The sequence below is a fragment of the Janthinobacterium salmonicoloratum genome (genome assembly GCF_051380845.1).
GTDB lineage: Bacteria > Pseudomonadota > Gammaproteobacteria > Burkholderiales > Burkholderiaceae_D > Janthinobacterium > Janthinobacterium lividum_F.
Genome location: NZ_JBNYXV010000007.1, coordinates 114,547 through 139,728 on the forward strand (window position 1 = coordinate 114,547; position 25,182 = coordinate 139,728).

Annotated in this window: 19 protein-coding genes and 4 tRNA genes; 12 read left to right on the forward strand and 11 right to left on the reverse strand. The window is 61.0% G+C overall.

The features are described 5' to 3' along the window. Window positions 1–15: 15 nt before the first annotated feature. The 8 genes from ACQ4WY_RS24865 (at window position 16) to ahpF (ending at window position 9,373) form a co-directional block, all read left to right on the forward strand. The gene (locus ACQ4WY_RS24865; RefSeq protein WP_436506363.1) at window positions 16–987 is read left to right on the forward strand and encodes an ABC transporter permease; all 972 of its coding nucleotides are present in this window, start codon (window positions 16–18) and stop codon (window positions 985–987) included. 21 nt (window positions 988–1,008) lie between these two features. Further along, window positions 1,009–2,067: a LacI family DNA-binding transcriptional regulator gene (locus tag ACQ4WY_RS24870; RefSeq protein ID WP_436506364.1), complete on the forward strand. Its 1,059-nt coding sequence runs from the start codon at window positions 1,009–1,011 to the stop codon at window positions 2,065–2,067. Beyond that, complete coding sequence (gene rbsK, locus ACQ4WY_RS24875) at window positions 2,064–2,972, forward strand: ribokinase (RefSeq protein WP_436506365.1); 909 nt, start codon at window positions 2,064–2,066, stop codon at window positions 2,970–2,972. Before ACQ4WY_RS24870 ends, rbsK begins: the two co-directional genes overlap by 4 nt. A 13-nt stretch (window positions 2,973–2,985) precedes the next feature. Continuing rightward, window positions 2,986–3,378: a D-ribose pyranase gene (gene rbsD / locus ACQ4WY_RS24880; protein ID WP_436506366.1), complete on the forward strand. Its 393-nt coding sequence runs from the start codon at window positions 2,986–2,988 to the stop codon at window positions 3,376–3,378. Window positions 3,379–3,512: 134 nt separating this feature from the next. Beyond that, complete coding sequence (locus ACQ4WY_RS24885) at window positions 3,513–6,356, forward strand: EAL domain-containing protein (RefSeq protein ID WP_436506367.1); 2,844 nt, start codon at window positions 3,513–3,515, stop codon at window positions 6,354–6,356. 169 nt (window positions 6,357–6,525) lie between these two features. Then, on the forward strand, window positions 6,526–6,918 hold the full coding sequence (locus tag ACQ4WY_RS24890; protein ID WP_353659561.1) for a DUF3597 domain-containing protein: 393 nt from the start codon (window positions 6,526–6,528) through the stop codon (window positions 6,916–6,918). 188 nt (window positions 6,919–7,106) lie between these two features. Further along, the gene (gene ahpC / locus ACQ4WY_RS24895; RefSeq protein ID WP_102120961.1) at window positions 7,107–7,670 is read left to right on the forward strand and encodes an alkyl hydroperoxide reductase subunit C; all 564 of its coding nucleotides are present in this window, start codon (window positions 7,107–7,109) and stop codon (window positions 7,668–7,670) included. A 107-nt stretch (window positions 7,671–7,777) separates the two neighbouring features. Beyond that, window positions 7,778–9,373, forward strand: a complete 1,596-nt coding sequence (ahpF, locus tag ACQ4WY_RS24900) for an alkyl hydroperoxide reductase subunit F (protein WP_436506368.1) — start codon at window positions 7,778–7,780, stop codon at window positions 9,371–9,373. Between the two features lie 70 nt (window positions 9,374–9,443). Here the strand turns inward: ahpF and ACQ4WY_RS24905 are convergent, their stop codons facing one another. The 8 genes from ACQ4WY_RS24905 to ACQ4WY_RS24940 all read right to left on the reverse strand — a co-directional run bounded on the left by ACQ4WY_RS24905 (window position 9,444) and on the right by ACQ4WY_RS24940 (window position 14,708). Next, window positions 9,444–9,782, reverse strand: a complete 339-nt coding sequence (locus ACQ4WY_RS24905) for a CzcE family metal-binding protein (protein ID WP_436506369.1) — start codon at window positions 9,780–9,782, stop codon at window positions 9,444–9,446. A gap of 135 nt (window positions 9,783–9,917) precedes the next feature. Continuing rightward, complete coding sequence (locus tag ACQ4WY_RS24910; RefSeq protein WP_436506370.1) at window positions 9,918–10,544, reverse strand: ABC transporter ATP-binding protein; 627 nt, start codon at window positions 10,542–10,544, stop codon at window positions 9,918–9,920. Beyond that, window positions 10,535–11,632 (reverse strand): hypothetical protein, encoded by a 1,098-nt coding sequence (locus ACQ4WY_RS24915; RefSeq protein WP_436506371.1) that lies wholly within the window; start codon window positions 11,630–11,632, stop codon window positions 10,535–10,537. The genes ACQ4WY_RS24910 and ACQ4WY_RS24915 overlap by 10 nt, the downstream gene beginning before the upstream one ends. A gap of 162 nt (window positions 11,633–11,794) precedes the next feature. Further along, window positions 11,795–11,871 (reverse strand) — tRNA-Asp (locus ACQ4WY_RS24920). Window positions 11,872–11,928: 57 nt separating this feature from the next. Continuing rightward, window positions 11,929–12,004: transfer RNA gene (locus ACQ4WY_RS24925), tRNA-Val, on the reverse strand. Window positions 12,005–12,221: 217 nt separating this feature from the next. Next, window positions 12,222–12,298, reverse strand: a tRNA-Asp gene (locus ACQ4WY_RS24930). 54 nt (window positions 12,299–12,352) lie between these two features. After that, window positions 12,353–12,428, reverse strand: a tRNA-Val gene (locus ACQ4WY_RS24935). A 99-nt stretch (window positions 12,429–12,527) separates the two neighbouring features. After that, window positions 12,528–14,708, reverse strand: coding sequence for a S9 family peptidase (locus ACQ4WY_RS24940; RefSeq protein WP_436506372.1), 2,181 nt, complete (start codon window positions 14,706–14,708; stop codon window positions 12,528–12,530). A gap of 173 nt (window positions 14,709–14,881) precedes the next feature. Here ACQ4WY_RS24940 and dinB point away from each other — a divergent pair, with 173 nt between their 5' ends. Both dinB and ACQ4WY_RS24950 read left to right on the forward strand, forming a co-directional pair. Then, the gene (gene dinB / locus ACQ4WY_RS24945) at window positions 14,882–16,036 is read left to right on the forward strand and encodes a DNA polymerase IV (RefSeq protein ID WP_436506452.1); all 1,155 of its coding nucleotides are present in this window, start codon (window positions 14,882–14,884) and stop codon (window positions 16,034–16,036) included. Between the two features lie 118 nt (window positions 16,037–16,154). Beyond that, entirely contained in the window at window positions 16,155–17,051 is an 897-nt protein-coding gene (locus ACQ4WY_RS24950) for a recombination-associated protein RdgC (protein ID WP_034754435.1), read from the forward strand. Window positions 17,052–17,185: 134 nt separating this feature from the next. On the opposite strand, the gene ACQ4WY_RS24955 is transcribed toward ACQ4WY_RS24950, so the two are convergent. Together ACQ4WY_RS24955 and ACQ4WY_RS24960 are read right to left on the reverse strand one after the other, a co-directional pair. Next, window positions 17,186–19,918 (reverse strand): TonB-dependent receptor, encoded by a 2,733-nt coding sequence (locus ACQ4WY_RS24955; protein ID WP_436506373.1) that lies wholly within the window; start codon window positions 19,916–19,918, stop codon window positions 17,186–17,188. Between the two features lie 522 nt (window positions 19,919–20,440). Beyond that, a complete protein-coding gene (locus tag ACQ4WY_RS24960; RefSeq protein ID WP_034781194.1) occupies window positions 20,441–20,926 on the reverse strand; it encodes an asparaginase domain-containing protein in 486 nt (161 codons plus the stop codon). 178 nt (window positions 20,927–21,104) lie between these two features. Here ACQ4WY_RS24960 and ACQ4WY_RS24965 point away from each other — a divergent pair, with 178 nt between their 5' ends. Beyond that, window positions 21,105–21,878, forward strand: a complete 774-nt coding sequence (locus ACQ4WY_RS24965; RefSeq protein ID WP_436506374.1) for an L-asparaginase — start codon at window positions 21,105–21,107, stop codon at window positions 21,876–21,878. Here the strand turns inward: ACQ4WY_RS24965 and ACQ4WY_RS24970 are convergent. Further along, window positions 21,866–22,879: a D-2-hydroxyacid dehydrogenase family protein gene (locus ACQ4WY_RS24970; protein ID WP_436506375.1), complete on the reverse strand. Its 1,014-nt coding sequence runs from the start codon at window positions 22,877–22,879 to the stop codon at window positions 21,866–21,868. The two genes, ACQ4WY_RS24965 and ACQ4WY_RS24970, sit on opposite strands and share 13 nt — an antisense overlap. A 329-nt stretch (window positions 22,880–23,208) precedes the next feature. Here ACQ4WY_RS24970 and ACQ4WY_RS24975 point away from each other — a divergent pair, with 329 nt between their 5' ends. After that, window positions 23,209–25,080, forward strand: a complete 1,872-nt coding sequence (locus ACQ4WY_RS24975) for a phosphoenolpyruvate carboxykinase (GTP) (RefSeq protein WP_436506376.1) — start codon at window positions 23,209–23,211, stop codon at window positions 25,078–25,080. The last annotated feature ends 102 nt before the right edge of the window (window positions 25,081–25,182 follow it).

The following is a 25,182-nucleotide window of genomic DNA, read 5'->3' on the forward strand; positions in this document are numbered from 1 at the left end:
GCCGGAAAGATTCCCATGACCACCAATTCCTCTCCTTCGTATCTGCAGCGCAGCCTGGCCGACCTGAAAAACTATGCGGGCCTGATCGGCGCCCTGCTGGCCATGTGCGTGCTGTTCTCGTTTGCCAGCGAAAACTTCTTTACTCTGGCGACCTTGAGTACCCTGTCGAACAATATCCCGACGCTCGTCGTGATGGCTGTCGGCATGACCTTTGTGCTGATCATCGGCGGCATCGACCTGTCTGTCGGTTCCGTGATGGCGCTGGCCGCTTCCGTGCTGTCGCTGGCCGTCGTGCACTGGGGCTGGCCCGTGTGGAGCGCGGCCCTGCTGGGCATGTTCGTCGCCGCCCTGTGCGGCGCCACCACGGGCCTGATTTCCGTCGGCTGGCGCATTCCCTCGTTCATCGTCTCGCTGGGCGTGCTGGAAATGGCGCGGGGCCTGGCCTATCAAGTGACGAACTCGCGCACGGAATACATCGGCAGCGCCGTTGACGGCATCAGCTCGCCGATCGCGTTTGGCTTGTCGCCCGCTTTCATCGCTTCGATCGCCATCGTCGTCATCGGCCACCTGGTGCTCACGCGCACGGTGCTGGGACGCCACTGGATCGGCATCGGCACGAATGAAGAAGCCGTGCGTTTGTCCGGCATTAATACGAAACCGTCGAAAGTGCTGGTGTTTGCCCTGATGGGTTTCCTCGCCGGCGTGGGCGCCCTGTTCCAGGTCTCGCGCCTGGAAGCGGCCGATCCGAACGGCGGCGTAGGCATGGAATTGCAAGTGATCGCCGCCGTCGTGATCGGCGGCACGAGCCTGATGGGCGGGCGCGGTTCCGTCATCAGCACCTTCATTGGCGTGTTGATTATTTCCGTGCTGGAAGCGGGCCTGGCGCAAGTGGGCGTGTCGGAACCCGTGAAACGCATCGTCACGGGCCTGGTGATCGTCGCGGCCGTGGTACTCGACACCTACCGCCGCCGCGGCGAACGCGCATAATCACAGGAGAAAGCGCGGCCCATGGCAACCATCAAACAAGTGGCGCAGGCGGCGGGGGTATCGTTTACCACCGTCTCGCACGTCCTCAACAATACCCGCCCCGTCAGCGACGAGGCGCGCCGCGCCGTGCTGGCGGCGGCGGAGCAATTGCATTACGTGCCCAGCGCGCTGGCGCGCTCCCTGCGCAGCCGCAGTACGGGCACCATCGGCCTGATCATTCCGAATAATACGAACCCGTATTTCTCGGAAGTGGCGCGCGGCATCGAGGACAGCTGCTACGCGGCCGGTTACAGCGTGATTTTGTGCAATTCCGATGACGACCCCGTCAAGCAGCGCGACTACCTGAACGTGCTGCTGACCAAGCGCTGCGACGGCCTGATTCTGTCCGCGCTGGCCGACAGCGATGGCGAACTGCTGCGCAAGATGAAAGTGCCGGCCGTGCTGCTCGACCGCGCGCCCAGCGACCTGTCCATCGATGCGGTGGCCGTCGACAACCGCGCCGGGGGCTCTTTGGCCGCGCGCCATTTGCTGGAGCTGGGACGCCGGCGCCTCGCCTGCATTGCCGGCCCCCGCGAAGTGAGCATTTCCAACGAGCGCATCGACGGTGTACGCGGCGCCATGGCGGACGCGGGCGTGGTCCTGGCCGACGCCCTGTGCCGCCATAGCGATTTCACGAGCGCCGGCGGCTATGCGGCCGCGCTGGACTTGCTGGCGCTGCCGAAAGGCCAACGCCCCGACGCCCTGTTCTGCTGCAATGACTTGATGGCCTTTGGTGCTCTGCGCGCCGCCGCCGAGCGGGGCATTGCCGTGCCAGCGGAACTGGCCGTCGTCGGCTTCGACGATATCGACCTGGCCAGCTTCGTGTACCCGGCCTTGAGCAGCGTGGCGCAAAACACGCGCGAGCTGGGCCACATCACGGCCGCCTGCCTGCTGGCACGCATCGCCGACCCGGCCTTGCCGCGCCAGCAGCGCAGCATCGCACCCGCACTGCATGTGCGCGGCTCCAGCGTGGCCGCTACTGTAACTTCTTCCGCACCTACTTCTTCACCTGCAACTGAACTGATGGGAATGACATCATGATCGTGGTTATCGGCAGCATCAATATGGACCTGGTCTTGCGCGTGCCGCGCATGCCCCTCCCCGGCGAAACCCTGACGGGCGGCGCGTTTCGAACCATTCCTGGCGGCAAGGGCGCCAACCAGGCCGTGGCCTGCGCGCGCCTGAGCGGCAAAGTGGCGGGAGCCCAGCAAGTGGCCATGATCGGCTGCGTGGGCGACGATGCGTTTGGCGCGACCCTGCGCGCGGCGCTGGTGGGCGATGGCATCATCGACAGCCATATCACGACCTTGCCGGGCGTCGCCTCGGGTATCGCCTCGATCCTGGTGGACGACAATGGCCAGAACAGCATCGTGATCGCCGGCGGCGCCAACGATTTGTTGAGCCCTGGGCACATTGATGCGGCGCAAGGCTTGATCGAGCAGGCCGATATCGTCGTGCTGCAGCTGGAAACGCCAATGGCCACCGTCGTGCACGCGATCAAACTGGCCCGTTCCCTGGGCAAGACCGTGGTGCTGAACCCGGCCCCGGCGGCCAGCTTGCCGGACGGCGTGCTGGAACTGGTCGACTACCTGATTCCGAATGAAATCGAAGCGGCCATGCTGGCCGGCGTCAGCCCGGAAGGCGCGGATGCCAAGGCGCTGGCGGCCGCGCTGCAAAAGCTGGGCAGCGACAACGTCATCATCACCTTGGGTTCCAAGGGCGTGCATGCGGCCCTGTATGGCGGCGATTACACGTTCCCGGCCGAAGTGGTGAAAGCCGTCGATACGACGGCCGCCGGCGACACGTTTATTGGCGGCTTTGTCGCGGGCCTGGCGTCCGGCATGGACGAGGCCGAAGCAATCCAGCAAGGCCAGCGCGCGGCCGCCTGGAGCGTCACCAAGCCTGGCGCGCAAACCTCGATCCCCCACTTGCACGAGCTGTTCTAACGACACCACGCCCATGAAAAAATCACCGCTGCTTAATATTGCACTGTCGCAAATGATTGCGTCGCTCGGTCATGGCGACATGCTCGTCATCGGCGACGCGGGTTTGCCGTCGCAGCCGGGCGTGCCTCTGATCGACCTAGCCCTGACGCGCGGCATCCCCGGCTTCATCGACACCGTGAACACCGTGCTGAGCGAAATGCAGGTCGAGTATCACCTGCTGGCCAGCGAGTTGCCCCAGCACAACCCGGCCATGGCGGCGCGGGTGGCGGCCCTGGCCTTGCCCGATGCGCGCCAGGTGACACACGACGAGTTCAAACAACTGTCCAGGAGCGCGCGCGCCATCGTGCGCACGGGCGAGTGCAGTCCGTACGCCAACGTCATTTTGGTGGCAGGCGTCGTGTTTTAGCACAAACAAACTTGAGATTGTTTGCTAAAAGCGTCAACGCTATTGTCCGCACTGAAATAATTATCTATCGGCAAAAGGGGCGGCTACAATAGCCTTACCCCTGCCAGCTCGGCAGCTTCCTGTGGTGTTCCGCCATGCCGATGAAAGCCCCCGACGCTTTCCGCTTTCTCTTGCCGTTCGCCGGCAGGCTGGCGAGCGCCTGGCGCGGTTTTTTCTTCCTGCTGCTGTGCCTAGCCACGCCCGCCCGGGCGCTGGAACCCGTTTCACTGCAGCTCAATTTCACGCATCAGTTCCAGTTTGCCGGCTATTACGCGGCCATCGAGCAAGGCTATTACCGCGAGGCGGGGCTGGAGGTCAAGCTGGTCGAAGGCAACGGCGGGCCGCTTGCCGAGGCGGCCGTGCTGACGGGCCAGGCCGAGTATGGCGTGGGCAACAGCGCCTTGTTGCTCAGCCGGCTTGCCGGCAAGCCCGTGGTGGTGCTGGCCGTGGTGTTCCAGCATTCGCCCAGCGTGCTGCTGATGCGCCAGCATGGCGGCGCGCCCGACGTGCACAGGCTGGCGGGCGGCCCCGTGATGATAGGCGCGCCCACCGACGTGGCGTCCGCGTCTGATGAAGTGTCGCTGTTCCTGAAGAAAATGGGCGTCGCGCCGGAACAGATGCTGCACCTGCCGCCCAGCTACCGGATCGAGGATTTGATCGATGGCAAGGTCGATGCCATTGCCGCGTATTCCACCAACGAACCGGATTACCTGGACCGGGCGGGCTTTCCCTACTACCAGTTTACGCCGCGCACGGCCGGCATCGATTTCTACGGCGACAACCTGTTTACCAGCGAGCACGAACTGCGCCGCCATCCCGAGCGTGTCAAAGCGTTCCGCGCGGCCAGCCTGCGTGGCTGGCAATACGCGATGGCGCACCGCGAGGAAATGGCGCGTGTGATCCATGCCAAATACAGCCAGCGCCACGACCACGCGCATTTGCTGTACGAGGCGCAGCAGATGGAATTGCTGCTGCAGCCCGTGCTGGTGGAGCTCGGCTACATGAATCCCCTGCGCTGGCAGCACATCGCCGACACGTATGCGGCCATGGGTGTGCTGCCGCCCAATGCCACGACCAGCCCTGCCTACAAGGGCTTCCTGTATCGCCCCGTGCCAGGCGCTGACCTGGGCTGGCTGTACCTGTCGCTGGGCGTGGCGGGCAGCCTGCTGGCCGTGTCGGCGGCCTTTCATTTCAGTAACCTGGCGCGTGAGCGCCGCCGCACGGAGGAAACCATCCGCCAGGGGGAATTGCGCTTTCGCACCATGTTCGAGGAAGCGCCCATGGGCATCGCCCTGATCGATACCCTGAGCGGACAGTTTCTCGACATCAATCCGCGCTACCTGGCCATCAGCGGGCGCAGCCTGGAACACATGAAGCAAACGAGCTGGATGGAGATCAGTCATCCCGACGACGTGGCTGGCGAGCAAGAGCAGGTGGCGCAGCTGCTGGCGCGGCGCATGCAGGGCTTCCGCCACGCCAAGCGCATCGTGCGTCCCGATGGCGACGTGGTGTGGGTCGATGCCTCGGTGACGGCCATCGCCACGGCACGCCATGGCGGCCCGCACCACCTGTGCATGCTGGAAGACGTGACGGACAAGCGGCAAACGGAAGCGCTGATCTGGCAGCAAGCCAATTTCGATACCCTGACGCAATTGCCGAACCGGCGCATGTTCCATGAGCGTTTGCGCCTGGCGCTGGCCCAGGGCCGGCGTGATACGAGCCGCGTGGCCATCCTGTTCATCGACCTCGACCATTTCAAGGAAGTCAACGACACCCTTGGCCACCACCAAGGCGATATTTTGCTGATCGAGGCGGCGCGGCGCATCCGCGTGGGCGTGCGCGAGACGGACACGGTGGCGCGCCTGGGTGGCGATGAATTCACGGTGATCCTGTCGGACCTCGATGATCTGCAGCAAGTCGACCGCATCGCGCGGCAAATACTCGACGGCTTGCTGGCGCCGTTTTTATTGGGACAGGAACAGGCCTTCGTCTCGGCCTCGATCGGCATCACCCTGTATCCGGATGACGCGGGCACTATCGAAGACTTGCTCAAGCATGCGGACCAGGCCATGTATGTCTCGAAAGGCGCGGGGCGCAACCGCTACAGTTACTTTACGCCCGCCATGCAGGTGGCGGCCGTCAACCGCATGCGCATGGGAGCGGACTTGCGCACGGCTTTGCGCGAACAGCAGATGCAATTGTATTACCAGCCCATCGTCGAGCTGGACAGCGGCAAGCTGGTCAAAGCGGAAGCCTTGCTGCGCTGGCGCCATCCGCAGCGGGGCCTCGTGTGCCCGCCCGATTTTCTCGCGCTGGCCGAAAGCACCGGTCTGATCGTGGAGATCGGCGACTGGGTGCTGCGCACGGCGGCCGCGCAATTGCTGCACTGGCGCGCGCAAGGCCAGGCCATCGGCTTGCCGGGACTGCAGCTGTGCCTGAACCAGTCGCCGCTGGAATTGCAGCGCGAAGTGGAGGCGCCCGGCACCTGGCTGCGCCAGCTGGCGACGCTCGGTGTGCCGGCCTCGGCCATCGTGCTCGACATGCACGAAGATGTACTTTTGCCTAGCGGCAATAGCATGGCGCCACGCCTGCAGCACTTGCGCGAGGCGGGCCTGCAGATCGCCCTCGACGACTTCGGCAGCGGCCATGCCTCGCTGACGCAATTGCAGCAATGCGGCATCGATTACCTGAAGCTCGATGGTGTGCTGGTGCGCAAGCTGGCGCCCGGCGCCAGCGAGCTGGTGCTGTGCGAAGCCATCGTCACCATGGCCCACAAGCTGGGCTTGCAGGTCATCGCCGAAGGCGTGGAGACCGAAGAGCAGCGCACGCGGCTGCTGGAGATCGGCTGTGATTTTGCGCAAGGCGATTTGTTTGCGCCGCCGCTGACCATCGAAGCGTTCGATGCGCTGCTGCACGCCCGGCGGCCCTTGCACCCTTGAAACAGGCATGCCCTGCCACCAGATGCGCACTGGCCCTGCGGGACAGGGCTCCCGGCCTGAACGGGCTTATACTCGACGGGCTGGCGCCTGCGCCCGGCATTGCTGTCATGGGTCCTGGACCTAGTGCGCAGGCAAACCTTCTTCCATTCACTCAACTCGAGGTGACCTCATGGGCATTTTCAGCAATATCTACAACAAAATCTTCCACCATTCGTCCGACGCTGCTCCGGCAGCCACGCCAGCCGCTGCCACGACAGCACCTGCAGCAGCACCGGCGGCACCTGCACCGGCGGCTGCCGTGCCCGTGGTGGACGTGGAAGTGGTGCTGGTCGACCTGGCCAGCAAGAACGCGGAAACACTCAATTGGCGCACGTCCATCGTCGACCTGATGAAACTGTTGCAACTCGACAGCAGCCTGGCTGCGCGCAAGGAACTGGCGCAAGAGCTGCACTTCACGGGCGATACCAATGACTCGGCCAGCATGAACATCTGGCTGCACCGCCAGGTGATGATCAAGCTGGCGGAAAACGGCGGCAAAGTACCGGAAGAGTTGAAAAACTAAACACCTGGCGGCGGCAGGGGTATCCACTGTCACCGCTATCCAATCCTGTGGGAACTGCCTATCATGGAGTTCCCATAGCGTCATGATAGCTAAAATCAATTGAAACTATTGTGACAATCAATTTTGCATATGGGTTAAAACCCCTTACACTAGAGTCTTACTGATTCACCACACGAGAGGAAATGACTATGTCGCTCATCAATACCCAAGTTAAACCATTCAAGGCAACCGCATTCCACAATGGCAAATTCGTCGACCTGACGGAAGCGTCGCTGAAAGGCAAGTGGTCGGTATTCGTGTTCTACCCAGCCGACTTCACCTTCGTTTGCCCAACCGAACTGGAAGACCTGGCCGATCACCACGCCGAGTTCCAGAAGCTGGGCGTCGATGTCTACGGCATCTCGACCGATTCGCATTTCGCGCACAAAGCATGGCACGACACCTCGGACGCGATCAAGAAAGTGCAATACGCACTGATCGGTGACCCAACCGGCACCCTGTCGCGCAATTTCGAAGTCATGATCGAAGAAGAAGGCATGGCACTGCGCGGTACCTTCGTCATCAATCCAGACGGCTTCATCAAAGTGCTGGAAGTGCATGACAACGGCATCGGCCGTGACGCAGCGGAACTGTTGCGCAAAGTTAAGGCAGCTCAATACGTTGCCGCTCACCCAGGTGAAGTTTGCCCAGCCAAATGGACGGAAGGCGCAGCAACCCTGACCCCATCGCTGGACCTGGTTGGCAAGATCTAAGTCTTGAAACCTTGCAATATCTAGCAGCAAACAAGTAGTTACCGCGATGCCGGACCGGGTGTCCGGCCCGGCATTCGCCTAAATATTTGTAGAAAAGGAAAAAAATCATGTTAGACGCAACCCTCAAAACCCAACTGAAATCCTACCTGGAAAAAGTAGTGTATCCGCTTGAGTTGGTCGCTTCTCTCGATGACAGCGCAAAAGCCCGCGAGATGAAGGAATTGCTCCAGGAGATAGTCCTGTTGAGCGACAAGATCACGCTGGTCGAGCGCATAGACGCTGGCGTACGGACCCCGTCGTTCAGCATCAACCGTGCAGGCTCCGACATCGGCGTGCGTTTCGCCGGTGTGCCGATGGGCCACGAATTCACTTCCCTGGTGCTGGCGCTGCTGCAAGTGGGCGGCCACACCATCAAGTTCGACGATGCCGTGATCGAGCAGATCCGCAACCTCGACGGAGATTACGAGTTTGAAACGTTTATTTCGCTCTCCTGCCATAACTGCCCGGAAGTGGTGCAGGCATTGAATGCCATGGCGGTGATCAACCCGCGCATCAAGGTCACCACCATCGATGGCGGCGTGTTCCCGAAAGAAGTGGAAGAACGCCAGATCATGGCCGTGCCGATGATGTTCCTGAATGGCGAGCATTTTGGCCAAGGACGCACGAACGTCGAGGAAATCCTCGCCAAGCTCGACACCAACGCCGGCGCACGTCAGGCTGAAGCGCTGAACAAGAAAGACGTCTTTGATGTACTGATCGTCGGCGGCGGCCCTGCCGGCGCGGCAGCGGCCATCTACGCGGCCCGCAAAGGCATCAAGACGGGTGTGCTGGCCGAGCGTTTTGGCGGCCAGGTGCTCGACACCCTGGCCATCGAGAATTTTATTTCCGTCAAAGAAACCGATGGTCCGAAGTTCGCCATGGCGCTGGAACAGCACGTCAAGGAATACGAAGTCGACATCATGAACACCCAGCGCGCTGCGAAATTGACGCCGGGCAAATTGGTGCAGATTGAAACGGCGAATGGCGCCATCTTGAAAGCCAAGACCGTCATCCTGGCCACCGGTGCCCGCTGGCGCGAAATCAATGTGCCGGGCGAGAAGGAATACCGCAACCACGGTGTCGCCTACTGCCCGCACTGCGATGGTCCCTTGTTCAAGGGCAAGCGCGTGGCCGTGATCGGCGGCGGCAACTCGGGTGTGGAAGCGGCGATCGACCTGGCAGGTCTCGTCAAGCACGTGACCCTGATCGAGTTCGGCGCGGAACTGCGTGCCGATGCCGTGCTGCAACGCAAGCTGCACAGCCTGCCTAACGTGACCGTGATCACGTCGGCGCAAACCACCGAGATCCACGGCGACGGCAAGATCGTCAATGGCCTGAGCTACACGGACCGGGTCAGTGGCGAGTCGAAAAAGGTCGAGCTGGAAGGTGTCTTCGTGCAAATCGGCCTGGTGCCGAACACGGAGTGGCTGAAAGGTACGGTAGCGTTGTCGCGCCACGGTGAAATCGAAGTCGACGCCCGCGGCCAGACCTCGATCCCGGGCGTGTTTGCGGCCGGCGACGTCACCACGGTGCCGTACAAGCAGATCATCATCGCCACCGGCGAAGGCGCCAAGGCAGCCCTGTCCGCCTTTGACCACCTGATACGCTCGGACGACGAGGAAGTGGTCGATGAAGCCGCAGCGAAAGAAGCGCTGACGGCGTAACGCTACACGCTGTACAGAAAAAACCGGAACGGCCGCGAGGCCCTTCCGGTTTTTTTATGGGCGCAGGAAATCAGCTGCCCGCGTACAGGGGATTGCCGGCGACATACACCTGGATGCCATCGACGGGCATGTCCTTCGGCGCGATGTCGCTCAGGGCGAAGACGGTCTTGTTGTTGAAGGTTTGCACGTGCCAAGTAAAACGCTGGCCGGCGCGCGCGATGGTGATGGTTTCGCCGCGCGTGACGTTGATGTGGCGCGTATCGGGTTGCAGGTCGATGCTGCGCTGGGCGGCGGCGTGCGGGGCGCTGCTGCCATAGTCGGCGGCCGTGCCCGTGGGGCCGGCGGCAATGGCGCTGCCGGCAAGGATGGCGCACAGGATGGCCAGGGCGCTGCGGTGGGTGTTCAACATACTGTTCTCCAAGAATAAGCCTGGCGCGGTGAATAACCGCGCCGTGTTGTCGTAGTGGCTGCACCGGGATCACCGGTTTTTGCAACACGGCATCGTAAGCTGTCCTTGGTCGATCTGCAAAGCTGTATTTCCTGTCTATATTTCCACCGTCGCCGCCAGCGGCACGTCCGGCGCCAGGTGGCTGGTCAGCACGATGCACTGGTGCGCCAGGCGGGACGGCTTGGCCAGGCGCTGGCGCAAGTACGCCATGGCGGAAGTATCGAGGCCATTGAAGGGCTCGTCGATCAGCAACAGGCGCACGGGCAAGGCCAGGGCCAGCGCCAGTTGCAGCTTTTTATGCTGGCCCAGCGACAGGGCGGTAATGCTTTGTTGCAAGGTGGACGTCATGGCAAACGCGCTCAACTCCTCGTTCAGCAGGGACTGGTCGCTGCCCGGATACAGGGCCAGGTGCAGGTCGAGAAATTCGTGCACTTGCAGCCAGGGCAGGGCGGGCGCGTCGCCGCCGCAATAGAAGGCTTGCGCGCGGTAGGCCAGCGGCATGCAGCCGCTGTCGACGTTATCGAGGCGGATGGCGCCGCGCGCGGGCAGCAGGGCGCCGCCCGCCAGCTTCAGCAGGGTTGTCTTGCCGGACCCGTTCGCGCCACGCAGCCAGGTGATGCCGGGACCGAATTGCTGGCTGTAGCCCTGGAAGACGCTGTGCGTGGGAAAGTGAAAATCGAGGTGCTCGATGTGCAGCACGGGAGAGGGGGGATTCAATTCCATAATTCGCTTCCGATGGCGCTCAAGGCAAGGATGGACAGGACGACGAGGACGACACGCCCGCGCGCCGTGAGGCGGGGCAGGCCGACGATGGCCAGCAGGGCCACGCTGGCTGTGAGGGCGTACATCTTGGTCACGCGCTGCTGCAAGGCGGCGGGATCGATGGCGTACAGCAAGACAGCGCCCGCCAGCAGCACGGCAAACGGCGGCAGCAGGCTGGCGGCGCAGGCCAGGCGCGTCAAGGCCGTGCTGGCCAGCGGCCAGGCGTCCAGCGTGGGGCGCAGTACGGCGATCTGCTCGCGCACGGCCTTGTCGCCCCGATCCGTCACAATGACCAGGCTGGCGCTGGCCAGTAAACCCAGCAGCGGCGCGGGCACGAGGGGTGCGCGCAGCAGCCACGCCAGCATGCTGGCGCCAGCCGTGGCCAGCAGCACGCTTTGCTGCAGGCCGATCACATTTTCCTTGCGCCAGAACGGCAGCCAGAACAACTGGCGCCACAGGAACACAGTGCGCCAGCGGGGCCGTTGCGGCACGTATGCGGTCATCGTGGGCGGGCGCGCCCCTTGTGCGGGGCGCGGGGCGCGCAGGCGTTGCGCCACGATGAGCGTCGTCTGCAGCCAGGCCAGCAGCCAGGCGGCGAGGGTGGCGGCAATGCCGGGCGCGGCAATCGGACGCAGCCAGGGCGGCGACTGCAGCAGCCAGATGGTGGCCGAGACGGCATAGGCGAGGCCCAGCGGCAGCATCAGCAGGCCTGCCACGGCGATATCGGCTTGCCAGCGCAAGCGCGGCGGCAAAGGCAACTGGCGCAGCCAGGCGGCGGTACTGGCCGGCAGCAGGCGCTTGCGCAACAGCCAGGCGGGCAGGCAGGTCAGCAGGGCTTGCGCGCTCAAGAGGCCCAGGGCGGCGGGCCAGGGCAGGCTCGCGGCGAGAAAGCCGGGCAGGGCGATGACGCTGAGTAAACCCAGCAAGACGGGACCGGCCAGGAACAAAAGAATTTCCATGGAACTCGTCAGGCTGGCGGCAAATTGCAGCAAAGCATGATGGGCCAGGCGCAGGCGCAGGGCGATATAGGGATGAGTACTACGGGGCAAGCGCATGCGGGCAAGGGCGGAGTCAGGGTAGCGCTGATTCTAACAGCCGGGGTCAGACCCCTGGATAAGTTAGCTTTGAGGTTGACGTTGGCGATGTTGAGGGTTTGACCCCACAATGGGAAAAGCCCTTCGGTTCCAGGAACCAAAGGGCTTTTCTTTTATTGGCGGAGCGGACGGGACTCGAACCCGCGACCCCCGACGTGACAGGCCGGTATTCTAACCAACTGAACTACCACTCCAAGCTCGTATGATCTGTGTTGCTGATCCATGAAGCACTGGATAATTTTCTGTATTGGTGGTGGGTGCTGAGAGGCTCGAACTCCCGACCTACGCCTTGTAAGGGCGCCGCTCTACCAACTGAGCTAAGCACCCGCATACCCAGAAAACTATCCCGACGTTTGTCACCACGTCTGGAAGAGGCACTATTATAGGGGGCGCTTTCCCCCTTGTGCAACTATTCTTGAGCCCTAACAGCAGTTTTTTTGCTGAAAAGCGCAAAAATGTTCAAGGAAGGGAGTCGTGACGTGTTTTCTGCTTCTGAAATGGGAAAAGCCCTTCGGTTCTGGGAACCAAAGGGCTTTTCTTTTATTGGCGGAGCGGACGGGACTCGAACCCGCGACCCCCGACGTGACAGGCCGGTATTCTAACCAACTGAACTACCACTCCAAGCTCGTATGATCTGTATTGCTGATCCATGAAGCACTGGACAGTTTTCTGATTTGGTGGGTGCTGAGAGGCTCGAACTCCCGACCTACGCCTTGTAAGGGCGCCGCTCTACCAACTGAGCTAAGCACCCGTTGCTTGTCTCAGAAAACCATCCCGACGTTTGTCACCACGTCTGGAAGAGGCGCTATTATAGGACGGCTAAAATCCTTCTGCAAGCGCTTTTTTCACATTATTCCGTGATATTCCACTGTGACAGCATCCACGCCATATTGAATGCGTTCTCGGCGATGGCGTTATAGCGGCCCGACGCGCCGCCGTGGCCGGCGCCCATATTCGTTTTCAGCAGCAGGGGATTGCTGTCCGTTTTATACGCGCGCAGCTTGGCCACGTATTTCGCCGGTTCCCAGTACATGACCTGGCTGTCGTTGAGGCCCGTCGTCACCAGCATGGCCGGGTAATTCTTGCGCGCAATGTTGTCGTAAGGCGAGTAGCTGAGCATGTAGTCATAGGCTGCCTTCTGGTTCGGGTCGCCCCATTCCAGGTATTCGCCCGTCGTCAGGGGCAGGCTGGCGTCCATCATGGTGTTCATCACGTCGACAAACGGTACGGCCGCGTGCACGGCGTGGAACAGGTCGGGGCGCATGTTGACGACGGCGCCCATCAGGAGGCCGCCGGCGCTGCCGCCCTGGATGATGAGGCGGTTCGGGCTGGTCCATTTTTCGCGCACCAGGTAGTCGGCGCTGTCGATGAAGTCATTGAAGGTGTTTTTCTTCTTCATCAGCATGCCGTCTTCATGCCAGGCTTCGCCCATGTCGGTGCCGCCGCGGATATGCGCCTGCGCATAGATGACGCCCCGCTCCAGCAGGCTGATGCGGCTGATGGAGAAAGTGGCTTCCGTGGAAATGCCATACGAGCCGTACGAGTACAGCAGCAGCGGCGCGGAACCGTCGAGCTTGACGCCCTTCTTGTAGACGACCCACAGCGGTACTTGCACGCCATCGCGCGCCTTCACCCACAAGCGCTGTGTGGTATAGCGGCTGCCATCAAAGCCGCCGACGATTTCCTGCTGTTTCAGCACTGTGCGCTTGCCGTCTTGCATGCTGACGTCGATGACGGTGGGCGGCGTGACGGGCGACTGGTACGACATGCGAAATTGTGTGGCGGAAAACTCCGGCGTGCCGACGGACGTGGCCAGGTAGACGGGGTCGTCGAATTGCACGGTCTTCCAGTTTTTATGCGCGAAATCGTAGATGCGCGCGCGGTTCAGGGCGCGCGCCTTTTCCATCACCACCAGGTAGTCCTGGAACACGTCGATGGACTGGATCACGGCATCCTTGTTGTGCGGCACCACGGGCTTCCAGTGTTTCGGCTGCGGCGCGGACAGCGGCGCGCTGACGACACGGAAGTTCTTCGCCTCCTTGTTGGTGACGATATACAACTGGCCGTCGCGGTGCTCGACGATGTAGCGGTGGCCTTTTTCGCGTTTCAGCACGCTCTGGAAACTGCCTTCGGGCTTGTTCGTTGGCAACAGCAGCACTTCGCTCGTGTCCGTGCTGCCCGAGGTGAGCACGAAGAACTGCTTGTCGTGCGTGCGGCCCACATTGATCGCGAACTGCTCCACTGGCTCGTGGTAGACCTGTTGCGACGCGCCGCCCAGGGCCAGGCGGAACAGCCGGTCCGCGCGCTTGGTGGTGGCGTCTTCCTGCGTCAGCATCAGGGTGGCGTTGTCAGCCGCCCACGCCAGCGAGGTCACGCGCGGCATGGTATCGCCCAGCAGCTTGCCCGTCTTCAAATCCTTGACATGCAGCTCGTACTGGCGGAAACCCGTCGTGTCGGTGGTGTAGGCCAGCAATTGTTCATTCGGGCTGATGGCAAACGCGCGCACGGCAAAGAATTTGTGGCCTTCGGCCAATTGATTCTGGTCCAGCAGGATTTCTTCGACCGCCTGCGCATCGTAGGCACCGCTGGCGCCGACAGGACGGCGGCAATGAAGCGGGTATTGCATGCCCGCTTCCGTGCGCGTGTAATAGTAAAAGTTACCTTGGCGCGCAGGCACGGACAGGTCCACTTCCTGCATGCGCCCCTTGACTTCCGCAGTCACCTTGTCGGCCAGCGGCTGGATCGGGGCCGTGACGGCGGCTGTGTAGGCGTTTTCCGCATTCAGGTAATCGATCACGGCAGGATCGGTTTTCTTTTGCAGCCAGCGGTAGTCGTCCGTTACGACCGTGCCGTGGCGCGTTTCCTGCCAGGCCGTCTTGGCGGCGACCGGTGCGGCGGATGTGGCGAGGGTGGCGGCAACGGTGGTGATGGTGTCGGCCAGCGCGGATGGCGCCAGCGAGGACAGCAGCAAGGCCGGCAGGATGGATGACCAGACGGACCGGCGGCGCGAAGCGTGATGGGCGATAGACAAGGCAACTCCTTTGAATAGTTGTGTCAGGATTGTAATCTTGCTATTGAGAAAAGCAACCGCCGTGCTCGTGCGTTTCAACTTGCATCCACGGGCATTTGCAGCGATACTGTATATAATTACAGTACTCAACAGCATCCCGCCGCGAGGTGTCCTTGACCACATCTGCCCCTACATTGTCTGAAGCCCGCCGCTGGATAGCCCACCTGGACATGGACGCCTTCTTCGCCTCCGTGGAACTGTTGAAATATCCGCAATTGCGTGGCGAAGCCGTCGTCATCGGCGGCGGGCGCTTGCAGCAGCCCGTGCTGCAGCAAGATGGCACGCGGCAGTTTGCGCGCATGCGCGACTACGTGGGGCGCGGCGTCGTCACCACCTCGACCTATGCGGCGCGCGCGTTTGGCGTGTTTTCCGCCATGGGCATCATGAAGGCGGCGAAACTGGCGCCCGACAGCATCCTGCTGCCCGCCGATTTTGAGGCCTACCGCGAGTATTCGGCCCGCTTCAAGCAAGCCGTGGCCCAGTTGTGCCCCATCATCCAGAACGTGGGCATCGATGAAATCTATGTCGACCTGACCGAATACGGCGAGCAGGCGCCGGCCATGGCGGCGCGCCTGAAGGCGGCCGTGTCCGAGGCGACGGGCCTGTCGTGTTCGATCGGCCTGGCACCGAACAAGCTACTGGCAAAAATCTGTTCCGATCTGGAAAAACCCGACGGCCTCACCATTTTGTCGCCCGAGGATATCGCCACGCGCGTGTGGCCCTTGCCGGCAAAAAAGATCAACGGCATCGGCCCGAAGGCGACAGCCAAGCTGGAAGCCTTGGGCATAGTCACCATCGGCGAGCTGGCGCAGGCCGACATGGCCATGCTGCGCACGCAGTTTGGCGACCTGTACACGGGCTGGCTGCGCCAGGCGGCGCTGGGCATCGACGAGCGGCCCGTGCAGACGAGCCGGGAAACCAAGTCCGTCAGCCGCGAAACGACGTTCGAGCGCGACTTGCAGGTGGTGCGCGACCGCGCCACCCTGTCGGAAAAGCTGGAAAGCCTGTGCACGCGCGTGGCGGGCGACCTGGATAAACAGTCGCTGGCGGGGCGCACGGTGGGTATCAAGCTGCGCTTCGAGGATTTCAGCACCGTCACACGCGACATTACCTTGCCCAGCGCCACGGCGGACGCCGCCGCCATCCTGCGCGCCAGCCGCGATTGCTTGCGGCGCGTGCCATTTGAAAAGAAAATCCGCCTGCTGGGCGTGCGCATCTCGACCTTGTCCGATCCGGCCATCGTGACGCGGCAGGCGCCAGCCCAGGCGGAGCTGTTTCCCGCCCTGTAGCGGCATTCCCTATTGATTACAAGCATCGCGCCAGTCCGCGCTTTTGACGGCATTCCCGTGTCGAAAGTGTAGAATGGCGTTCCCCTGGCACTACTGAAACAAACGGAAGACAAAAACTATGTGGTTCAAGAATCTTCAGATTTACCGCCTGCCCGCACCATGGGCCTATACGCCAGAACAACTGGAAGAGGCCTTGTCCTCGAACAAATTTACGCCGGCGACCAGCATGGATCTGATGCGCCAGGGCTGGGATACGCCACGCCCGAACGGTGGCCTGGTCCACGTGGTCAACAAGCAAATGCTGATCTTGCTGGGCACGGAAAAGAAGCTGTTGCCAGCGACCGTCATCAACCAGGTGGCCAAGGCCCGCGCTGCCGAGATGGAAGAAGCACAAGGCTTTGCCCCCGGCAAGAAAGCCATGAAAGAATTGAAGGAGCGCGTGGCCGACGAGCTGCTGCCGCGCGCCTTCAGCATCCGCAGCAATGTCTGGACGTGGATCGACCCCGTCAATGGCTGGCTGGTGGTCGATGCCGCCAGCCCGGCAAAAGCCGATGAAGTCATCAAGCTGCTGTTGAAAGCCGTCGACAAACTGCCGCTGGAAAGCCTGCGCGTGCAGCGCTCGCCGGTGGCGGTGATGACGGAATGGCTGCAAGCCGACGACGCGCCAGCCGGCTTCACGGTCGACATGGATACGGAATTGCGCGCCACGGGCGAAAGCAAGGCTACCGTGCGCTACGTGCGCCACACCTTGGAAGCGGACGACGTGCGCCGCCACATCGCGGCCGGCAAGCAGTGCACGCGCCTGGCCATGACGTGGAATGACAAGATCTCGTTCGTGCTGACGGAATCGCTGGCCATCAAGAGCGTCAAGCCGCTGGACGTGATCAAGGAAACGGAATCGAGCACGAAGAACGACGAAGAGCGTTTCGACGGCGACGTGATGCTGATGACGGGCGAGCTGAGCAAGCTGATGGCCGACGTGGTCGAAGCCCTGGGCGGCGAAGCGACGGCATAAGCGCAGTCATGCCGGTACGAAAAAGGAGCTGCAGCTCCTTTTTTTTCGCCTGTGCAATATGCGGACGAATAAAAAAAGCGCCTTGCACTGTGAAGTGCAAGGCGCTTTCCAGACAAGCTAATTAAAACGTCAAATTAGAACTTGTAGTTGCCGGTGATGTAGAACGAACGCATCATTGGATCGGCGTAGCGTGGGTCGAAACCAACCTGGTGGCCCGACGAAGAGCGCAGCGACAGCGGCGGTGCACGGTCGAACAGGTTTTTGATGCCTGCGCGGATCGTGGTTTGCTTGTCAAAGGCGAAACGCGCTTGCCAGTCGAACGTGGTGTACGACGGAACTTGCAGGCGGAAATCCTTCACTTCTTTTTTGGTGGCCACGTCGTACACGGTAGCTGCCGCATCGGTGTAGCCATTGCGGTAGTTGACGGTCACCGTGTTGCTCAGGCGGCCCGTATCCAGGGTCGTCGTCAGCTTCATCAGGTTGCGGAACGTGACTTCGTTGGTGTCGCCGAAGAAGTCCATGTTGCTGGTGTAGATATTGTCGCTACCAGCCTTGGTGTAGTTCGCGTGCAACATGTGCGTACCGCTCAGTTGGGCGGTCAGCTTGCCGAAGTCAAACTTGTGGTTGGCCGACAGATCCCAGTCGATACCACGGTATTCCTTCTTGCCGATGTTAACCGACAGTTTCTTGAACGCGTAGTAGGTATTGCCGGTCGACGGTTCGATATATTGCGTGAAGCTCGTTGCGAACTTGACCGGATCGGCAAATGCCTGCGCTTCGGTGATTTCCGATACGGCATTGCGCAGTTTCACGTCCCACAGGTCGGCGCCGAACGAGAAGGCCGCGCTAGGTTCGACACGGAAGCCCAGTGTGAACTGCTTCGATTTTTCCGATTGCAGATCTGGATTGCCTTGCGACACGGCGTTGTATTGCGTCGCTTCCGCGCGGCAGAGCGGCATACCTGGGTATGGGCAGTCAAATTTCTTGGCAGTAAAGCCGGCGTTGACCAATGGCTGTGCCAGGTCCAGCATGCTTGGCGCCTTGAAGCCCGTGCCGTAGGAACCGCGGATCAGCACGGTTTGTACCGGCTGCCAGCGTGCCGATACCTTGTAGGTATTGGCGCTGTCTTTCTTGCCGACAGTTTTGCTGTTCAGCTTGTCATCGATCGCCTTGACGGCATCGTAACGGCCACCAACGGTCATTTCGAACGACTTGGTCAGCGGTGCCAGCAACTCGACGAAGGCGCCATAGGTATCGCGGCTCAAGTCATAGGCTGGCGAGGTGTTGAAGTTGTAGATATCCTTCGACGTGCCGTTGCTGTCTGGCGACTGTTCATAGCGGTAGGTGCGGTAATCGCCACCGATACCCAGGCTGGCCTTGCCGCCTGGCAGGTCGAACAGCTCACGCGAACCGTGCGTGTCGACGCCGCGCATCGTGGTCGATGCAGTACGGATCGAACCGATGAACTGCGCGCCAGCGATTTGCGACTGCACGGATGGCTTTTGTGTTGTTGCAAACGGATTGAAATCCGGATTGGCCAGAATGTCCTTGAAGCCCTGATTTGTTGCGTAACCGCCCGTGTAGCGCTCGTCGATCGAGTTTTGCGACCAGGTCAGGCCGCTTTCGAAGTTCCAGGCGCCCAGTTCACCTTCCACGCCCAGCACCATGTGCTTGGTTTCGGTGATGGTGTTGCTGGCGCGCAGGCCGAAGTCCGTCGTACGGTAGTTGGCGGTGATCGACTTGACGTCTGCACGTTGCGCTGGCGTCAGGTAGGGCGACACATAGGTGTTGTACAGCGCGCTGTCCTTGGCGATCGAAATCGGAATCGGATTGGCGGCGATACGCGCGGTCAGGTCGAAGCGCGAGTAGGCGACTTCGGCGAACGCGTTCAGGTTGTCGTTCAGCTTGTACGTGCCTTTGGTAAACAGGCTGTCGCGTTTCGATTGCGGCACGATTTCCACGGTGGAACCGGTATCGAAACCGCAAGCGCGTGTATTGCTGGTGGTGAGGTCGAAACCTGTAGGGCATTCGTTGGTCATCGCCAGGTAAGGCGTGAATGCGGTCGAGACACTGTCTTTCGTTTTGTAGGCAACGGTAGCGCCAGCTGGTGCAGCCGAGGTGCTGGTGCGGTCCCAGATGTAGTTCTTGCCACCGCGGGCGAATTTCAGGTACGAGCTATCGGCGAACGTACGGTCGGTAGCGCGCAGTTTCGACTGCTCGTCGTGGCGGTACGAGACCAGCACGTTGAAGCGGTCTTCGTCCAGGTCGCCGAAACCATAGGTGACGCTGGTATTCCAGGTGTCGCCGCCCTTGTCTTCCGGAGCGCTGTAGGTGGCTTCCAAGGTGGCGCCTTGCTGGTTTTTCTTCAGGATGAAGTTGACCACACCGGCGATGGCGTCCGAGCCGTACAGGGCCGAAGCGCCGTCGGTCAGGACTTCGACGCGCTCAACGGCGCTCATCGGAATGGCGTTCAGGTTGACCGTGGTGCCGGAACCTTGTGGCGCGATGCGGCGGCCGTTCAACAGCACCAGGGTGTAGGTCTCGCCGATACCGTGCAGCGATGCGCTGGTATTGCCGCCCGAATTCGAACCAGCGGCGACTGCGCCAATGGTGAAGCCTTGCATGGCTGGCAGTGCCTGGATCAGGTCGGCTACCGAAGTGGCGCCCGATTTGGCGATCGCTTCTTGCGACAGACGCTGTACAGGCAAGGCGCCTTCCACAGCGATACGCTTGATACTCGAACCGGTAATTTCAACTTTTTGAATTGCTTCGTCCGCCATGGATTGGCCAGAGAACAAGACGCTACCTGCCAGTACGGTCAGGGCCAGACGTACGCTGCGCACGCCAATTTTTTCTTTAAATGCCATTGTAACAATTACTCCGTAGTAGTTTTAATAACGACAAGCAGTACACGAGCGCCGCACTAGCCATCGGATAGATGGCTAGCGGTGCTCGTGTACGGTAGGCGGAACCACGTCGGTGGGAGGTGGAAGACTACTTAGCGCAATATTGTTATAAATGCACTTTTGACTTGTCGAGGCGAACATTATGTCGTCTCAGCAAGAAAAAATGCACATCAACCGTGTCGGATTTGGCAATAAATTATGGATACAGAAGAATATTTAATTTAATTGTTAAATTGCAGTTTTATATTTAATAAGATCGGTGTTTTTAAAAATGATCAATGGCGTTTTTTTACAACATAAAATTATTGTATTGGCAATTCGATGTTTTACCTGCAATAATTCGACGAAATCTGTAGGTTTGCAGAATTTGTGAAAAGCAAAAAAACGTAAAAAAAGCCCGTTGAAAACGGGCTCGTCGAATTGTGACAAAGTCTCAGTCAGAGCGTTTGCCGGCCTGCCTGTTGCGCCCTGTCTGGCATAGGCTTACAAGGGCTGGAATACGCCGGCGGCGCGGTTCTTTTGCACATTGTCCCAGGCGAAGATCTGGCCATTCATGGCCACGTATACGCCCGCTGGCAAGGTTTGCGCCACGCCGCAGGCAAAGCCCAGGTTGAACAGGGCATCGGAGTTGTCGATTTCGTAGGGAATCATGGCGCCCGTCAAAATCACCGTTTGCTGCAGGTTAGCCGCGCCCAGCACCTGCGCCGTTTCGCGCATGGTGTCGGTGCCGTGGATGATGACGATGGCTTTTTCCTGTGCCGCGCGGCACGAGGCCAGCACGCGCTGGCGGTCCGCATCCTGCATGTCGAGCGAGTCGAGCAGGGGTAGTTGCTCCAGCGCTACGGGCGCCGTCATGCGCGCGCGGGCTATCGCTGCCGGCAAATGACTGTCGGAAAAGCCCAGGGTACCGTTCAATTCGTTGTAGTGTTTGTCGAAAGTGCCGCCAGTGGCGAGTATGCGCAAAGTCATGATGTGGTCACGATGTCAGTGGAGAATGACGCGCATGATAGCGTGGATTGGCAGCGTTGCGTGAATGCCGCCGCAGATGGGGAAGCGTGCTTGCCGCCCTGCTGCTGCGCCGCATCTGGAAAATTTGGCCATCTGTGAGTACACTTGTTTCTTTGTTTGCCTACCACCCCGACTCCGTATGAAAGCGCTCGCTCCCGGCACCGTCATTTTTCACCGCCACCGCGGTTACGGGGTGATCACGTCCGTCAATTTGCTGACGGGCTGGATCGCCGCCCGTTTCGGCAGCGAAGCGCGGACCCTGGACCTGAACCTGTCGACCGACGACGTGCAGTTTGCCGATGGCGAAGCGATCCTGTTTCGGCGCGCGCCACCGGACCGCATGCCGCATGCGCGCCTGATGGCCATGGTGCGCGAGCTGCACCAGGCCGGCTATCAAAAACTGTATCTGTATTCCTGGCCCAAGCCGTCCGGCCTGCACTGGCGCTGGCATTTGTTTACGGGGCCGCGCGACTGGATGCAACGGCCCTGGCGCGAAGGCTGGTACGGTTCGGGCGCCGATTACAACGTCAACCCCGTGATGGGCTGGGGCGATACGCCCGGCGCCACCACTGGCGAGCTGATCGATGCCCTGGCCCGTTTCGACCCGCAGGGGCTGGCGCAGGCGCTGGGGCGCGACGACGACCATAGCGAGTGGTTTGGCCGCGTCTGCGACGCTTTATTACCCAATTACATGTACAGCCTGGACATGCAGCGCACCGCAGGCGAGCCTTTGCCCGAGATGCCACCCGTGCCGGTGGTCGCCGTGCGCGCCGGCGTGGCGCCGTACGCTGGACCTGACATTGCCTGGCCGCCCGGCTGGGCCGGCCTGTGGCGCGGCCGGCATGTGCTGCCCACGCCCGCCATCCGCATTACGGGCGAGCCGGACCTCATCAAGGGTTTTCAGCGTTCCTGAGGGGATTGCCGCGCGTGTTGCAAGGTTTCCGGATTGAGCAGGCGCGCGCATTGACCCTGCGTAAAATCGACGATGTTTTGCAAGGCGTAGCGGAAATACAATTCGTAGCTGTCACGCTCGACGTAGCCAAGGTGTGGCGTGGCCAGCACGTTCGGCAGCAGCAATAGTGGCGAGCCTGGCGGCAGCGGCTCGTCCGTAAATACATCCAGCGCGGCGGCGCCCGGGCGCCCCTGCGGCAGCGCCGCTTCCAGCGCGCCATCGGCGACCAGTTCGGCGCGGCTGGTGTTGACGAACAGGGAGGTCGGCTTCATGCGCGCCAGGTCCCCGTTTGTGACCAGGCCGCGCGTCTTGTCGGACAGGCGCAGGTGCAAGGTCAATATGTCCGCTTGCTCAAAGAAGGCCTCGCGCGATGACGCCGCCGTATCGCCGGCCGCCACCGCCGCCGCGCGGCTCGCTTCGCTACCCCACACGAGGATGGTCATGCCGAAGGCGCGGCCGTAGCCGGCGATCAATTGACCGATCTTGCCGTAGCCCCAGATGGCCAGGGTGCGCCCTTTCAATACCGTGCCGAGGGTGTTGCGCTTTGGCTCCAGCGACGACGTCTGCCACAGCCCCTCTTGTAAATGTTGCGCATACGGCACGATCTTGCGCTGCGCCGCCATGATCAGCGCCCACGTCAGTTCGGCCGGCGCCGTGGGCGAGCCGATGCCTTCCGCGATGGCGATGCCCAGCTCGGTCGCAGCCGCCACATCGATGTGTCCGCTGACCTTGCCTGTTTGCGAAATCAGTTTCAGATTCGGCAGTCTCGACAGCAAGGCGCGGTTGAAACTGCTGCGTTCGCGGATCAGCACCAGGGCGTCGAACGGCGCCAGGCGGATCGCCAGCTGGCCCAGGCCCCGTGCCGTATTGCTGAACACTTTGACCTCGTGGCCATCGAGCAATTGGAAACAATCGAGGCCGCGCACGGCATCCTGGTAATCATCAAGTATGGCAATTTTCATGGTGGATGGCCGATTTTAGTGAAGATTTGGTAGGGAAATAACAGGATACGGGAAATGCTGAATAGCCTACTACATTAGTCAAGCTATTCTCCTACATTTTTGCGAGAATAGCTGTTATGCGGGTGTACAATCGCCGGCACTTTTGAAGCTTCCTGATTATAGTTATAGCGCAAACTGTTCCTGCAGCCTGGGTGCATGATCCAGGGAAAACGACACCAGAGCCCTGCCCGTGTGCACACACCGCCCGCAGTGAGCCGCAGCCACTTCTCAACGATGCTGCCTGTCTTGCCGGAACGACCAGAATTTCTTTTATTGGTATTGGAGGTAATATGAATCAGCCCGTCATGGGTGGCGTCGCCGCACTCAACGTCCCAGCTTATATTAAACAACAGAAACTGATCAACTGGGTGGCCGACATTGCCGCGCTGACCAAGCCAGAGCGTATTTACTGGTGCGATGGTTCGCAAGAAGAGTACGAGCGCCTGTGCGCCGAAATGGTTGCCAGCGGCACCATGAAAAAACTGAACGCGCAAAAGCGCCCGAATTCCTACTTGGCCTGCTCCGATCCGAGCGACGTGGCCCGCGTCGAAGACCGTACGTATATCTGCTCGGCAACGAAAGAAGCGGCCGGCCCGACGAACAACTGGACCGAGCCTGGCGAAATGCGCCACACCTTGAACGGCCTGTTCGATGGCTGCATGCGCGGCCGCACCATGTACGTCGTGCCCTTCTCGATGGGCCCGCTGGGCTCGCCGATCGCACACATCGGTGTGGAACTGTCCGATTCGCCGTACGTCGCCGTCAACATGAAGATCATGACCCGCATGGGCCGTGCCGTGTATGACGTGCTGGGCACCGATGGCCAGTTCGTGCCGTGCGTGCACAGCGTGGGCGCACCGCTGGCAGCAGGCCAGGCCGACGTGAAATGGCCGTGCAACAGCACCAAGTACATCGTGCATTTCCCGGAAACGCGTGAAATCTGGTCTTTCGGTTCCGGCTACGGCGGCAACGCCTTGCTGGGCAAGAAATGTTTCGCCCTGCGCATCGCCTCGAACATGGGTTATCAGGAAGCGCAAGCATCGGACAACAATCCGGGCTGGCTGGCCGAACACATGCTGATCCTCGGCGTGGAATCGCCGGAAGGCAAGAAGCATTACGTGGCTGCAGCATTCCCATCGGCTTGCGGCAAGACCAACTTCGCCATGCTGATCCCGCCGGCAAGTTTTAACGGCTGGAAAGTGACCACCATCGGCGACGATATCGCCTGGATCAAGCCGGGCGCGGATGGCCGTCTGTACGCCATCAACCCGGAAGCGGGCTACTTCGGCGTGGCGCCGGGCACCAACGAAAAAACCAATTACAACTGCATGGCCTCCATGCGCGACAACACGATTTTCACTAACGTGGCGCTGACGGACGATGGCGACGTGTGGTGGGAAGGTTTGACGAAAGAGGCGCCAAGCCACCTGATCGACTGGCAAGGCAAGGACTGGACGCCCGCGTCCGGCACCAAGGCGGCGCACCCGAACGCGCGCTTCACGGTTGCTGCTACGCAAAACCCCGTCATCGACGCTGCCTGGGACGATCCGGCCGGCGTGCCGATCTCGGCCTTCATCTTCGGCGGCCGCCGCTCCACCACCGTGCCGCTGGTCACCGAAGCGCGCAACTGGGTCGAAGGCGTCTACATGGCCGCCACCATGGGTTCGGAAACGACGGCTGCGGCCGTGGGCCAGATGGGCGTCGTGCGCCGCGATCCATTTGCCATGTTGCCGTTTATCGGCTATAACATGAGCGACTACTTCCAGCACTGGCTGGACATGGGCGTCAAGGTGGGTAAAGTCAACCCGGCCGCTCTGCCGAAGATCTATTGCGTCAACTGGTTCCGTACGGACGAAGCAGGCAAATTCGTCTGGCCTGGCTTTGGCGACAATATGCGCGTGCTGAAGTGGATGCTGGAGCGTATCGAAGGCAAGGCGGGCGGCGTGGAAAATCTGTTCGGCATGACGCCGGAGTATGGCGACTTGAACTGGGATGGCTTGCCATTCACGCAAGAACAGTTCGATACCATCACCTCGATCGACAAGGCCGCGTGGGTAGAGGAATTGAAATTGCATACGGAGTTGTTTGAAAAACTCGCGTATCATCTGCCGCAAGAATTGGCCGATAACAAGGCTGCGCTGGAAAAGCGGCTGAGTGCATAAGTAAGTTAACGTAAAGCGGCACATGACAAGCGTAGCGAGCGGCAGTGATTTGTGGCTAAGAAGCGCAACCGTACTTTAGTACGGTGAGCATCGCAGGCCGCA